10 protein-coding genes are annotated in these 13,543 nt (G+C 47.2%); 7 read left to right on the top strand and 3 right to left on the bottom strand.

Annotation, left to right across the window (positions count from 1 at the left end):
- Positions 1 to 262: 262 nt before the first annotated feature.
- The 3 genes from KHO06_RS03975 to hrpB form a co-directional block, all read right to left on the bottom strand.
- The gene (locus tag KHO06_RS03975) at positions 263 to 2,578 is read right to left on the bottom strand and encodes a patatin-like phospholipase family protein (protein ID WP_047481701.1); all 2,316 of its coding nucleotides are present in this window, start codon (positions 2,576 to 2,578) and stop codon (positions 263 to 265) included.
- An 87-nt stretch (positions 2,579 to 2,665) separates the two neighbouring features.
- The gene (mrcB, locus tag KHO06_RS03970) at positions 2,666 to 5,056 is read right to left on the bottom strand and encodes a penicillin-binding protein 1B (protein ID WP_050917874.1); all 2,391 of its coding nucleotides are present in this window, start codon (positions 5,054 to 5,056) and stop codon (positions 2,666 to 2,668) included.
- A complete protein-coding gene (gene hrpB / locus KHO06_RS03965; RefSeq protein WP_212582125.1) occupies positions 5,049 to 7,517 on the bottom strand; it encodes an ATP-dependent helicase HrpB in 2,469 nt (822 codons plus the stop codon). The genes mrcB and hrpB overlap by 8 nt, the downstream gene beginning before the upstream one ends.
- A 66-nt stretch (positions 7,518 to 7,583) precedes the next feature.
- On the opposite strand from hrpB, the gene sfsA reads away from it, so the two are divergent.
- From sfsA to panC, 7 genes are all read left to right on the top strand, one after another.
- Positions 7,584 to 8,300 carry a DNA/RNA nuclease SfsA gene (sfsA, locus tag KHO06_RS03960; protein WP_038891978.1) on the top strand — a complete coding sequence of 239 codons (717 nt, stop codon included), beginning with the start codon at positions 7,584 to 7,586 and terminating at the stop codon, positions 8,298 to 8,300.
- 136 nt (positions 8,301 to 8,436) lie between these two features.
- Entirely contained in the window at positions 8,437 to 8,883 is a 447-nt protein-coding gene (dksA, locus tag KHO06_RS03955) for an RNA polymerase-binding protein DksA (protein WP_005439389.1), read from the top strand.
- 108 nt (positions 8,884 to 8,991) lie between these two features.
- Entirely contained in the window at positions 8,992 to 9,855 is an 864-nt protein-coding gene (gluQRS, locus tag KHO06_RS03950) for a tRNA glutamyl-Q(34) synthetase GluQRS (protein WP_212582124.1), read from the top strand.
- A 102-nt stretch (positions 9,856 to 9,957) separates the two neighbouring features.
- Positions 9,958 to 11,325 (top strand): polynucleotide adenylyltransferase PcnB, encoded by a 1,368-nt coding sequence (gene pcnB / locus KHO06_RS03945; protein WP_212582123.1) that lies wholly within the window; start codon positions 9,958 to 9,960, stop codon positions 11,323 to 11,325.
- The gene (gene folK, locus KHO06_RS03940; protein WP_005428652.1) at positions 11,322 to 11,807 is read left to right on the top strand and encodes a 2-amino-4-hydroxy-6-hydroxymethyldihydropteridine diphosphokinase; all 486 of its coding nucleotides are present in this window, start codon (positions 11,322 to 11,324) and stop codon (positions 11,805 to 11,807) included. The genes pcnB and folK overlap by 4 nt, the downstream gene beginning before the upstream one ends.
- Before the next feature lie 24 nt (positions 11,808 to 11,831).
- Positions 11,832 to 12,626, top strand: a complete 795-nt coding sequence (panB, locus tag KHO06_RS03935) for a 3-methyl-2-oxobutanoate hydroxymethyltransferase (RefSeq protein ID WP_005531735.1) — start codon at positions 11,832 to 11,834, stop codon at positions 12,624 to 12,626.
- An 11-nt stretch (positions 12,627 to 12,637) separates the two neighbouring features.
- A complete protein-coding gene (gene panC / locus KHO06_RS03930; RefSeq protein ID WP_167424620.1) occupies positions 12,638 to 13,540 on the top strand; it encodes a pantoate--beta-alanine ligase in 903 nt (300 codons plus the stop codon).
- Positions 13,541 to 13,543: the final 3 nt, after the last annotated feature.

Genomic DNA, 13,543 nt, shown 5'->3' with positions numbered 1-13,543 from the left:
TCCTCTCATTGCGGTTCCTCCTTTTTAATTACTATTTTTCAAAGTAAAGGAGTGAACATCCTTGGAAACTTGGCTCTCCATTGCCCTTGTTTTCATTCAATTCTGATTGAGAAACAGCGCCGTAGAGGCCAAACTGTGGGCGAAAGGATAGCAAATTTAACGTTAAATTAAAATCTCATCATTTTGACCAACATAGCAACTTACGACTAAAGTCCGGTAAATTTTGGCTAAATATGCGGAGATCTTGCTGTCCTATTCCCGGTTATTTAAATGATGTTCCAACGATCAGGTACACAGCATCTAAATCTTGCTCTGTACGACCGTATGCCAACATGATCGGCCCAATTGGAGAGTCTACTCCAAAGAAAACCGACGCAGCATTATACAGTGGCGCCTCATGCAACTTGAGATCGTTGTCTGACCAAACACCACCGTGTTCAAGGGATGCACCTAAATATACTGGTGCTTCAAACAGCCCGAAGTCGTTATCCATCCATTTATAACGATACACCAAGCTGGTATAGAATAAGTTCTGCCCAATGAGGCTGTTACGTGGAATCCCTGACAAATTCAAGAAGCCGCCAAGCTCACGAGGATCAAGAGGGATAGAAGAGTTTTTGCTCTCAACAAAGCTGTATTCTGCTTGTCCGACTAAAGTATGACGGGAGTATGTCGCCGCCCCTTTGAAACGCGCCGTAATTTCATACACGGTATCTTCAATTTCACCGCTTGGGCTGGTTTGACGGAAATCCTCTGGGCTCTTGTCGTGAGACACTAAGTAATCCAAATCAATCAGCATACCTCGCGTTGGGAATGCAAAATCATCTAGCGTATCCAAACGGTAGTTGGCAAACACCCCTAAACGCTGATAATCAAAAGTTCCTGCAGAACCAATGGTTGATGCTTCGATGCCACCTTTGGTGTAGCGACCACCAATACGGAATTCTTGCCACAGTGTCGGTTGCACACCCGCAGCGAGCTCGGTAATGAACTCGGTATAAGAAACCGGAAGGAAGTCATACACTGAACCGATGTCTGGGTTTTCTATTTCAGTAAAAGGCCAGTTACGGTTTTCATTGTTGTAATTGAGCTTACTGGAAACAAATAATTCTTGGCTCGAAAGGACCGGAGAGTAAAGCTCCGCTTCAATCAACTTATCCGTTCCCATATCAACGTTGAATGTCAGTTCTGCTCCATGAGAGTTCAAATTGGTAAAGTTGGCCGACATACCAATGCCGTACTGACTATCCGTATCGAAGTCGTCTTCCAAAAAGAAGCGGAAGTTAAGGTAGTTTGGTCCCCAAGATTTTTCATTCACCTCAAAGACGAGCAGGTTTACCCCGTCAATTTCTTCAAAGTGGTAGGTGATCAATTCAAAACGATCTAGGGCATACAGATTTTCAACCGCCTTTTCGATCTCTGCGGTTTTCAATGGGCGCCCAGTATCCAGCTCCAAACGGTTTGTCAGGAGTACATCGCTGTAGTGGGTGTTATTTACTAAGACGATCTGATCAACAACGCGCTGATCACCATATTTGAGTTCTTTTCGTATCTCTTGTTTGTGATCGATGTATTGCTGGTACTCAGCATTCGACACACTCAAGCTTTCAAGTTTAGATTGAAGACCTTTGGTAATGTCATAGCCCGCTTGAAAAGCACTTGGCATTTTTTCGAACTCTACCGTCTCCATTTGTCCCACATCAGGACGAATGTATACATCATCCCCACTTAAGGTTTCAGCTTGTTCTTGAGTGCTGCGACGGACAAGATAGTTGGAGAGTTGGTCGGCAACCGTGAATAACCCTGTGAAGTCTTCTCTGCTTTTGTAGTCGGTGCTGATATCTACCGCAATCACAATATCGGCACCCATTGAACGAGCAATATCGACTGGCATGTTATTGACAACACCACCGTCCACTAGCATATGACCATTGAGCTCATAGGGAGGGAGCGCACCAGGAACCGACATACTCGCCATCATGGCATCAACCAGATAACCGTTATCGAGAACGACCTCTTCTAACTCGACAATGTCAGTCGCTACCGAACGGTATGGGATCGCAAGATTATCAAAAGAGCTGAATCGGCCTAAGTTACCCGTTGTTTCACGTAGAATGCGTAGCATGTTCTGCCCTTGCACTACACCGGTTGGTGAACGGATTTCCCCGAACCTTAAGCCAAGGTCTGTGGTGATTTGATAACGGTCTTCGTATTCTTTGTCGCGGACACGACGTTGGCTGCGGTCAACACGGTCTCGGTAACCGCTGTTCCAATCGACGCTGTAGATAAAACTTTCGATTTCATCCGCGCTCATGCCAGTAGCGTACAGGCCACCAACATAAGCCCCCATGCTCGTGCCCGTAATAATGTCGACCGGAATGTGCATTTCTTCGAGTGCTTTTAGTACACCGATATGAGCCGCACCTTTCGCCCCACCGCCAGCTAATACCACCGCGATTTTAGGGCGAGAGTGATCATCATCAACGTGCTTTGCAAAGGAAGGCGTCGCGATCAAAAAGGAGCAGACCCATAGCGCAACATAACGCCCCCACGGGTTTGAAATCGACTTTTTGAACATTCACTTCTTCCTTTGCTGAATATTGAACAGTTACTTTTACTAAGATTTGAACAACTTCACAAGTCAGTGATGGTGTTTTTGGTAGCCCTACCAATCAAATAAGCTATTCAACCAGTTTGATTTTTTCTCACACTGCTGTTTGATTTGCCCAGACTTGTCCCACACTGGCAGCTTGTATTCACTGCGACAGTTCATTTCCAGCGCGCCATTAGCAGCTTTTTGGAAACCTAATGTGGTCACTTCTTTTGGCCAAGGTAACTCTAGTCGCTCAGGGATGCGTTGCTTTAGGTATTCCGCGTAAACACGTAATGCACCACTTGAACCAGTCAGTTTGGTCGACTTGTTATCATCGCGACCAAGCCACACTGTGGTTACTTCACGGCCATCGACACCCACGAACCAACTGTCACGACTATCGTTACTGGTACCCGTTTTTCCGGCTAGCGCAGCCCATGCGAACTGGCTTTGTAGGAAGCGTCCCGTACCTTGAGCAACACCTTGCTTCATCGCGTAAGTCGTTAGCCATGCAGCTTGCTGATCAACCGCTTGAGATGAGCGCGGCAATGACTGGTAAAGTACATTACCATCCATGTCGATCACCGAGCGTAATGCCGATAACTTAGCGCGCTTGCCCGAGTTAGTGACCGTTTGATACATCTGTGCCACTTCAAATGGTGTCAGTGAGAATGAGCCAAGGAACATCGAAGGTACTGGGCGAATTTCGCTCTTATCAACCCCCAATCGCTCTAAAGTATCCGAAACTTCTGGAATACCCAGCTCCATACCCAAACGTACCGTCGGTACATTGAGGGATTTTGCCAAAGCTAAGTACAACGGCACATCGCCACGGAACTTACGGTCGAAGTTGCGTGGCGACCAAACTGAACCTTTACTACCCTTTAAGCTTAATGGCGTATCGTGAAGCGTCGTTGCAAGATTGTACTTCTCAGGTTGCTCTAACGCAGTTAAATAGATGGCAGGTTTAACCAAAGAGCCAATCGGACGACTCGCATTCAAGGCACGGTTAAAGCCTTCATAACCAACGCGTTTACCACCGACCATGGCACGGATTTCACCACTATGGCGATCTACCGCAACGGCAGCGGCTTCTAGATCTTTTCCGGCACGTTTAGCAAGCTCAGGGACTTTCTTCGCGATCGCTTGCTCTAACTTACTTTGAGAAACAGGATCGAGAGAAGTAAACAAGCGTAAACCGGTTTCCGCTTTAAAGTTATCACCCACCTTCTCTTTCAACTCGATATTAAGCTGTTGGAAGTACGCAGGCTGACGACTTGCAATGCGAGGTTTGCTCTGTGTATCGAGCGGGCGATTTACCGCTTGTTCATACTGCTCTGCTGTCAACATGTCTTGTTGCATCAACAGACGCAATACCAAGTCACGACGTGTTTTAGTGCGCTCAGGGTAGCGAATTGGGTTGTAGTAAGACGGTCCTTTCACCATACCTACCAACATAGCGAGTTGGTCAATACGAAGCTCTTGAATCGGTTGACCGAAGTAGTAACGCGATGCCAAAGCAAAACCATGAATGGCATCCCCACCGCTCTGACCTAAGTAAACTTCATTCAGGTAAGCTTCAAGAATACGGTCTTTGCTGTAGCGGTAGTCCAGAATCAGAGCAATGTATGCTTCACGGACTTTTCGCCATAAGGTTTTATCGCGTGTCAGGAATAAGTTTTTCGCTAGCTGCTGAGTCAGGGTACTGCCACCCTGAACAGTGCGACCCGCTTTGATGTTAGCAACAAGTGCACGGCCAATCGCCAGCGGCGAAACACCATCATGCTGATAAAAATCACGGTCTTCGGTTGCTAACAGTGCATCGACAAGCACTTCTGGGAATTGATCTCGACGTAAGAACAAGCGCTGTTCATTCTGATCTTTTTCCAACATTCCTAGCATCTTAGGTTCAATGCGCAGATAACCAAGATCGCCTTTGGATTCCAAAGATTGAATGCGTTGTAAACCACTGCTTGAGAAATGCAGCATGACGTGACGATCAGGCTCAGGGCCATCAGCAAACTCGAACGGACGACGAATGAGCTCAATACGCGTTGAAGAAGAAGAGTATTCACCAGGGTAACGAGGCTGACTCACCTTACGGTAGTTCAATACATCAAGCTCATTACGCATCTCTTTGATGGTAATGTTCTCACCCGGACTCAAATTGAGGATACGCGCATAAACGACAGTTGGCAGATCAAACAGCTGGCCGTCAAAGCGGTCTTTCACCACACTATCAAGATAGATACCGACAAACAGCAATACCGCTGCAAGCGCGACACCCGCCTTCCAGCTAAATGACCAAATGATTTTAAGCCAAGAGCGCTTGCCATTACTCGGCTTTTTCGATGGCGATTTTCTCGGTCGCTTCGCGCCGCTTTTCTTAGCGGTTGTCGTTTTACTTGACGTTGTTTTCTTCGCTGGTGCTCGTTTTGCACCGGGCTTTTTAGTATCAGTCATTATTCAATTGTCTTTTTGTCTTCGTTGTCGCTACATGAGTGGCAGGATCGTCAGGCCAAACGTGTTTTGGATATTGGCCTTTCATCTCTTTCTGCACTTCTTTGTAGCTTCCTGCCCAAAAGGCAGCTAAATCCGTTGTCACCTGAAGAGGACGTTGTGCTGGAGAAAGTAACTCTAACACCAATCGCTTACGACCTTGCGCCACAGTTGGAGAAGCACTTTCGCCAAACACTTCTTGCATACGCACTGATAGCACGGGCTCATGACCAAACTGGTAGCGAATGCGCTTTTTCGATCCCGTTGGTAGGCGATAATCTTCTGGCAACCACTCATCAATATTTTGATTCAAAGGCCAACCGAGTCGAGCATTCAGCGCTTCCACTAGGTTCACTTTTGCCAAATCTTTTACCGATGAGACTGTGCTCATGTAAGGCTCTAGCCACTCTTCTAAACTATCAAGCAAGTGAGCTTCATCGAAACTTGGCCAATCTTGCTCTGGTAACCATTCCACTGCGCAGCGAATACGTTCTAACAAATTTTCCGCTGCCGGTGTCCAGTTTAGACTCTGTAAGCCCTGACGGCGGACATACGTGAGTAAAGCTTGTGTCATTTTTTCTTTACTCGGACTCGGCAAGGCTTCGCGCTTAATCACCAGTTGACCGAGCTTGATTTGGCGTTCGGCAATCAAACGGCCTTTTTTCTCATCCCAATCAACCAGCTCAGCCGTCGTGAAAAGGTGTTCGAACGTTTCTTGTAATGCGTTGATATCTAAGTCACAAGCTAGGTTAATTTGGCTTGAGTTAGAATGCGAACGCATTAAATCAATCGCGACTAAGTAATCACAGCCACCGAGCGTCTCTTCTGGTCGACACTCTGCACCATGCCCATTCGACAACGTAAAACGACCATACTGATTGACACGTTGCTGCGCAATGCGATCTGGGAAAGCCAAGCTCAATACTAACGCCAGCACTCGCTCATCAACTTTAGCTAGGCTGAATGCCGTATCCAGTTTGTGCGCCAGTGTTTGAGAACGCTTGTGTAATATGGCTTTCTTTGTGTGTGTTCCACTTACCCAGCGATGCAGGCTATGCGCGATGTTAGTCACATTGCGCTCTGGCTCTTCAATTAGGGCGACCGCAGCCAAGGCGGTATTTAGCATTTTTTCACTGTGCTGCTGCGTCTGAATCAGCATTGCTGCTGAGCGCGGTTCTACACCAAGAGCGTGAGCCGTCTTACCTGCAGAAGTAAGCTGGCCTTCTTCGGTGAGTAACCCTAACGAAATTAACAGCTGTTTGGCCTGAGCAAGCGATGCAGAAGAAGGAATATTAAGCCACTTCAGCTCAGAGATGTCCCCAGCGCCCCAGAATGCCAGCTCCATCACTAAGCTTGCTAAGTCTGAATGTAGGATTTCTGGTTGAGGTACTTGCGGTTGTTGCTTGAATTGGCTTTCAGAATACAGTCGAACACAAATCCCCTCTTCGATACGTCCTGCACGACCGGCACGTTGAATCGCAGAAGATTGCGCCACACGCACTTGCTCTAATCGCGTCAGGCCATTTTTCAAATCAAAGCGTGCCACACGCTCTAAGCCCGAATCCACCACCAAGCGAATGCCCTCAATGGTCAAAGAGGTTTCGGCAATATTGGTCGCCAATACGACTTTCCGTTTGCCAGAGGAAGCCGGTGAGATGGCTTTTTGCTGCTCGGCAAAGCTAAGTTGACCATACAGAGGACACACTTCGACGTTATCAGGTAAGTGCGACAAGCGCTCTTCGACCTGTTTGATCGCAGCAACACCAGGAAGGAAAGCCAGTAAAGAGCCGGATTCTTTTACCATCAAGTTCTCGATCGTTTTTGCCATGGATGTGGGCAGATGGTCATTCGCCCCAAGCGGTAAATAACGCGTTTCCACCTCAAAACTACGACCTTCCGACTCAATGTAATCCGCCTCTGGCAATAAGGATTGCAAAGCATCTTGGTCTAGCGTTGCCGACATGACCACCAGCTTTAAGTCGTCTCGCAGCGCTTCTTGCACCTCTAAGCTAAATGCCAAAGCCGTATCCGCATGAATACTGCGCTCGTGAAATTCATCAAAGATCAGTAGCTCGATACCATCTAACTCTGGGTCATTTTGGATCATGCGCGTCATGATCCCTTCGGTCACGATTTCCAACTGAGTATGATTACTCACCTTTGTCTCGCCGCGCACACGGTAACCCACCCGCTCGCCAACTTGCTCCCCCAACTGCTGCGCTAAGTAACGTGCAATGTTTCGTGCAGCAAGGCGACGAGGCTCTAGCATCACGATTTTACCCGTTACGGTTTGGCTTTTAAGAAGTTGCAGCGGAAAGTAAGTAGATTTACCTGCACCAGGGGCGGCTTTGAGGATCACTTGATGTTGATTTTTGACCGCCGTAAGTAATTGTGGCATCACGGCTTCAATCGGCAATTGTGACAAAGGAAATACCCTATGTTGTAATGTTGGCCACATTGTACATAAAAACACTCTTGGCTAAATAAGCAAATGCAATTCAAACCCGCTCTAGAGTCAGCGACTCTGCTCAAACGCTACAAACGCTTCCTTGCCGATATCGAACTAGATAGTGGTGAAATTCGTACCATCCACTGCGCAAACACCGGCGCAATGACAGGCTGCGCAACACCGGGCAATAAAGTTTGGTATTCCACTTCTGACAACCCTAAGCGTAAATACCCAAACAGTTGGGAACTTAGTGAGACCGCACAAGGGCACAGAATTTGTATCAATACTGCTCGTGCTAACCAATTAGCGGTAGAAGCCATTGAAAATGATGTCATTTCAGAACTCGTTGGATATGACCAACTTCAAACTGAGGTGAAATACGGCAATGAAAATAGCCGAATTGATATCTTGCTCAGCGCAAGTGACAAACCAAAGTGCTATATAGAGGTGAAAAGCGTCACGCTGCTTGATGAAGAAAGCCCATCAGGACAAGGTTACTTCCCTGATGCCGTGACTACTCGGGGGCAAAAACACCTGCGAGAGCTCACAGAAATGGCACAAACTGGAAGTAGAGCCATACTTTTATTCACTGTTTTGCATTCAGGTATTGAAAAAGTATCTGCGGCGCACCATATAGACGCGAAATATTCAACGTTACTAAAACAAGCACAAGACGCTGGAGTAGAAGTTCTCTGCTACAAAGCCGAACTGAGCAATACTGAAGTCAAGTTAATCTCTGCTATTGAATTTATCAATTAAGAGAAAAAATGATGTCGTCTTCACATTGACGATAAGTTTGCGATTCAGTAATTGCCTGCACCGCCTCTTTTTGCTATAGATACCCGCCTTAAATTGACTGCAATGCAGTTGACTAGGTGTAAGTAGGAGATGCTGTATGCCAGAATCAAAGAAGAAAACGATAGGCATCCTAGCCATTGCCGGTGTGGAGCCATATCAGGAAAAGCCTGGTGAAGAGTACATGTCACCAGAGCAGGTTGAACACTTTACAAAGATCTTAACAGCTTGGCGTAATCAGCTCAGGGAAGAAGTCGATCGCACTGTACACCACATGCAGGACGAAGCAGCAAACTTCCCAGATCCAGTTGACCGTGCTTCTCAAGAGGAAGAGTTCAGCTTAGAACTGCGTAACCGTGACCGTGAGCGTCGTCTGATCAAGAAGATCGAAAAAACTCTAGACAAAATTACTGAAGACGATTTCGGCTTCTGTGAATCTTGTGGCGTAGAGATTGGCGTTCGTCGCCTAGAAGCGCGTCCAACTGCTGATCTTTGTATTGACTGCAAAACACTTGCAGAAATCAAAGAGAAACAGATGCAAGGTTAATTGACCTAGCATTATGATTATTGAAAGGGAGCTCAGGCTCCCTTTTTGTTTTGATTAGCTTTTTAACACTAAGCTTGTAGTTTTACCCGGATATTTCGAGATACACGCATGACACGCTATGTGGGTCGATTTGCCCCATCCCCTTCTGGTCCATTGCATTTTGGCTCCTTAGTGGCCGCTTTAGGCAGCTACTTTCAAGCAAAAGCCAATCAAGGCACTTGGCTGGTTCGTATTGAAGACCTTGATCCACCAAGAGAAATGCCAGGCGCTTCTGAAATGATTCTAGACGCGCTTAAGGCGTACCACTTGCATTGGGATGGAGAGGTGGTTTATCAAAGCGAGCGACACCAACTCTATCAAGCACAAATCGATGCTTGGTTAGAAAATGGGGATGCCTACTATTGCCAGTGCACGCGTAAGCAAATTAAAGAGCACGGTGGTTATTATCCCGGCACTTGCCGCGACAAAGGCTTGAAAGAAGGCGCGATTCGCCTAAAAATGACCAAGCCTATTGCCGACTTCCTCGATCAGAAGCACGGTTTGATGACCATTCCTGAAGCGTTAGTAAATGAAGATTTCATTATTAAACGCCGAGATGGATTATTTGCCTATAATCTTGCGGTAGTATTAGACGACATTGACCAAGGCGTGACTGAAGTTGTCCGCGGCGCTGACTTAATTGAGCCCACTGGCCGTCAAATCAGCTTGTACCAAATCCTTGGGCAGCCTGAAGTCAGCTATTTACATTTACCATTGGCAATGGACAGCAACGGCAATAAATTGTCGAAGCAAAATCATGCGACAGCCATTGATGTCGATAATCCGAAGCCTGCTCTGCTGCATGCTATGACGTTTTTAGGATTCGATATTCCTGAAGATATGAAAGCCGCTAACCTAGACGAAATCCTACGTTGGGGCTGCGAAAATTGGCGTTTAGAACAGCTTCCAGCAGAGATCGAGATCACACCGTGATTCTCAAACGGGACTGTGTAAGCTATTATTAGCCGCAAAATTGGCCCTAGTGGCGTAAAAAACTAACCAAAGCAAGATTGGATTAAACCCAGTTATTGCCAGATGCACATGAATACAAACGACTATACAACAAGCGAATCTGCCATGATCCCAGAACTCGCTCTCAATGTAATTACTCGTGAAGAGCACAACATTTCGCGTAAGCAGATCAGTGACAATGCACTGAAGGTGCTATACCGACTAAACGGTGCCGGTTTCGATGCTTTTCTTGTGGGTGGCGGGGTTCGAGACTTACTGCTTGGACAAAAACCAAAAGACTTTGATATCGCAACCAACGCGACACCAGAACAGATCAAACAGCTATTTAGAAACTGCCGTTTGATTGGCCGTCGCTTCCGTCTCGCACACATTATGTTTGGCCGAGACATCATCGAAGTTGCGACCTTCCGTGGTCACCACCAAGAGCAAAAAAACAAGAACGTTTCTCAGCAGTCAAAAGAAGGCATGCTGCTTCGTGACAATGTTTACGGCACTATTGATGAAGATGCAGAGCGCCGTGACTTCACGATTAACTCGATGTACTACAACATCGCAGACTACTCAATTCACGACTATGCACGTGGCATTGAGGATCTAGAAGACCGTCTTGTTCGCCTGATCGGTGATCCAGAAACCCGTTACCGCGAAGACCCAGTGCGCATGCTGCGTGCGATTCGCTTTGCTGTGAAGCTCGACTTCGACATCGAAGAAGACACTGCAGCACCGATTGAAGAGATGGCACCGCTGCTACGCGATATCCCATCGGCGCGTCTATTCGAAGAATCGTTGAAGATGCTTCAATCTGGTCACGGTCTAGAAACTTATCACCTACTGCGTGAATACAACCTATTCCAGCAGCTTTTCCCTGCGATTGCTGAACACTTCACTGAAGATTACGAATCTCACACTGAGCAAATGCTTGATTTGGTGCTTGATTCGACCGATATGCGTATCGAAGAAGGCAAACGCATCAACCCAGCATTCATGTTTGCTGCCATGCTGTGGTACCCGCTATGCGCAATGGCTGACAAACTGATGGAACAGCATAACCTGTGCCATTACGACGCCATCATGGAAGCGAGCAACATTATTCTTGATGACCAAGTACGTACCATTGCGATTCCACGCCGTCATACCGCGACAATTCGTGAAATTTGGCAGCTGCAATTACGTCTTCCACGACGCAATGGCAAACGCGCATTCCGCCTCATGGAGCTCAACAAATTTAGAGCTGGCTTTGATTTTCTTGAAATGCGCGGTGAAATTGAGGGTGGAGACACTCAGAAGCTTGCCAAGTGGTGGGAAACTTTCCAAAATGCGGGCCGAGAAATGCGCCAAGCCATGGCTAGCGATCTCGATGGCCAAGCGCCTAAAACTGGCCAACGCCGCCGTAAAACCTATCGCAAGAAAAAGAGTAAGCCGAAATCATGATCACAGCGTACATTGCGGTAGGCAGTAACTTGGCTGATCCCGTCAGCCAAGCGAAGCAAGCGATCGAGGCATTAAAAACGCTACCAAACTCCGAGTTTGTGCAAGCCTCTTCGCTCTACAGTAGCACGCCGATGGGACCACAAAACCAACCGGATTACATCAATGCGGTGGTGGCGATTAAAACCAATTTGACGCCTCTTGAACTGCTCGATTGCACCCAAGCGATTGAGCAGGAACAAGGGCGTGTCCGTAAAGAAGAACGCTGGGGCCCAAGAACCTTGGACCTCGACATGATTCTGTACGGCAATGAGGTGATTGATTCCGAAAGACTGACAGTTCCACACTATGGAATGAGAGAGCGCGAGTTCGTACTCTACCCTCTTGCGGAAATTGCACCAAGTTTACAACTCCCAGACGGGACCGAGGTGTCGTCACTACTTGAACAAGTAGATCGCAACGGCCTCAATATTTGGCAGTCATAGCCAACTCCTAGTGAGGATAAAACAATGAAAAAAATGACCATTAACGACCTGATTAAGTGGAAGCAAGAAGGTCGTAAATTTGCTACTTCAACTGCATACGATGCAAGCTTTGCCCAACTTTTTGAAAGCCAAGAAATGCCAGTACTACTGGTCGGCGACTCTCTAGGCATGGTTCTGCAAGGTAAAACAGATACATTGCCAGTAACCGTTGAAGATATCGCTTATCACACGCGCTCTGTACGCGCTGGTAGCCCAAACTGTCTATTGATGGCTGATATGCCATTCATGAGCTACGCAACGCCAGAACAAGCATGTGAGAACGCAGCAACGCTAATGCGTGCTGGTGCAAATATGGTAAAAATCGAAGGCGGCGATTGGTTAGTTGATACCGTTAAGATGCTAACTGAACGCGCGGTTCCTGTTTGTGCTCACCTAGGCCTGACCCCACAATCTGTAAACATCTTTGGTGGTTACAAAGTACAAGGCCGCGATCAAGAAAAAGCCGATCGCATGGTGAAAGACGCATTGGCCCTGCAAGAAGCCGGCGCTCAAATTGTTTTGTTAGAATGTGTACCTGCTGAATTGGCAGCTCGTATTACTCAAGTTCTTGATGTGCCGGTGATCGGCATCGGTGCGGGTAATGTGACCGACGGTCAGATTCTTGTTATGCACGATATGTTTGGAATTTCGGCGAACTACATGCCAAAATTCTCGAAAAACTTCCTTGCTGAAACAGGCGATATGCGCAAAGCCGTGGCTCAATACATGGCTGAAGTTGAAAGCGGTGCATTCCCAGACGAAGCTCATACCATTGCCTAGAGGATAAATGCATGCAAACTTTTGCGGAAATCTCAGCGATTCGTGAACAGGTAAAAACCTTTAAGCGTGAAGGTCGCAAAGTAGCGTTTGTCCCAACGATGGGCAACCTACACGAAGGTCACCTTACGCTTGTTCGTAAAGCTCGCGAATACGCAGATGTCGTTGTCGTAAGCATCTTTGTAAACCCGATGCAGTTTGACCGTGCAGACGATTTGAATAACTACCCTCGCACCCTAGAAGAGGACCTAAGCAAACTAGGTGGTGAAGGCGTAGAAATGGTGTTCACTCCAACACCAGAAATCATCTACCCAGAAGGCTTGGACAAACAAACGTTTGTTGATGTTCCTGGCCTATCTACCATTCTTGAAGGCGCGTCTCGCCCAGGTCACTTCCGTGGCGTGACAACCATCGTCAACAAGCTGTTCAACATCGTTCAACCTGATGTGGCTTGCTTTGGTGAGAAAGACTTCCAGCAACTTGCGGTGATTCGCAAAATGGTTGAAGACTTGGCGATGGACATCGAAATCATTGGCGTACCAACCGTACGTGAAATGGATGGCCTTGCAATGAGCTCTCGTAATGGCCTTTTGACCATTGATGAACGTCAACGCGCACCAGTACTTGCTCGCACCATGCGTTGGATCAGCAGTGCGATGCGTGGTGGCCGTGATGATTACGCTTCAGTGATTGAAGATGCGAGCGACCAACTGCGTGCAGCGGGTCTACAGCCTGATGAAATCTTCATTCGTGATGCTCGTACACTTCAAGCCATTACTGCAGAGACCACTCAAGCGGTGATCCTGATGTCTGCATTCTTGGGTAAAGCACGCCTAATAGACAACCAAACGGTTGATATGGTCGTAGAAACCAAAGAAGAAGAATCAAGCGAAGCGAACTCAGCAAGCGCTGAATAAGCG

Origin of the sequence: Vibrio sp. B1FIG11, from assembly GCF_905175335.1 — a bacterium.
Taxonomy (GTDB): Bacteria; Pseudomonadota; Gammaproteobacteria; order Enterobacterales; family Vibrionaceae; genus Vibrio; species Vibrio campbellii.
Note: the sequence above shows the minus strand (reverse complement) of the source record. Positions and strands in the feature narration are given on the sequence as shown.

Excerpts from the sequence above, each read along its gene's own strand:
- folK (WP_005428652.1), top strand. The coding sequence starts at position 11,322 with ATGATCACAGCGTACATTGCGGTAGGCAGTAACTTGGCTGATCCCGTC.
- dksA (WP_005439389.1), top strand. The coding sequence starts at position 8,437 with ATGCCAGAATCAAAGAAGAAAACGATAGGCATCCTAGCCATTGCCGGT.
- panC (WP_167424620.1), top strand. The coding sequence starts at position 12,638 with ATGCAAACTTTTGCGGAAATCTCAGCGATTCGTGAACAGGTAAAAACC.
- gluQRS (WP_212582124.1), top strand. The coding sequence starts at position 8,992 with ATGACACGCTATGTGGGTCGATTTGCCCCATCCCCTTCTGGTCCATTG.
- sfsA (WP_038891978.1), top strand. The coding sequence starts at position 7,584 with ATGCAATTCAAACCCGCTCTAGAGTCAGCGACTCTGCTCAAACGCTAC.
- panB (WP_005531735.1), top strand. The coding sequence starts at position 11,832 with ATGAAAAAAATGACCATTAACGACCTGATTAAGTGGAAGCAAGAAGGT.
- mrcB (WP_050917874.1), bottom strand. The coding sequence starts at position 5,056 with ATGACTGATACTAAAAAGCCCGGTGCAAAACGAGCACCAGCGAAGAAA.
- pcnB (WP_212582123.1), top strand. The coding sequence starts at position 9,958 with ATGCACATGAATACAAACGACTATACAACAAGCGAATCTGCCATGATC.
- KHO06_RS03975 (WP_047481701.1), bottom strand. The coding sequence starts at position 2,578 with ATGTTCAAAAAGTCGATTTCAAACCCGTGGGGGCGTTATGTTGCGCTA.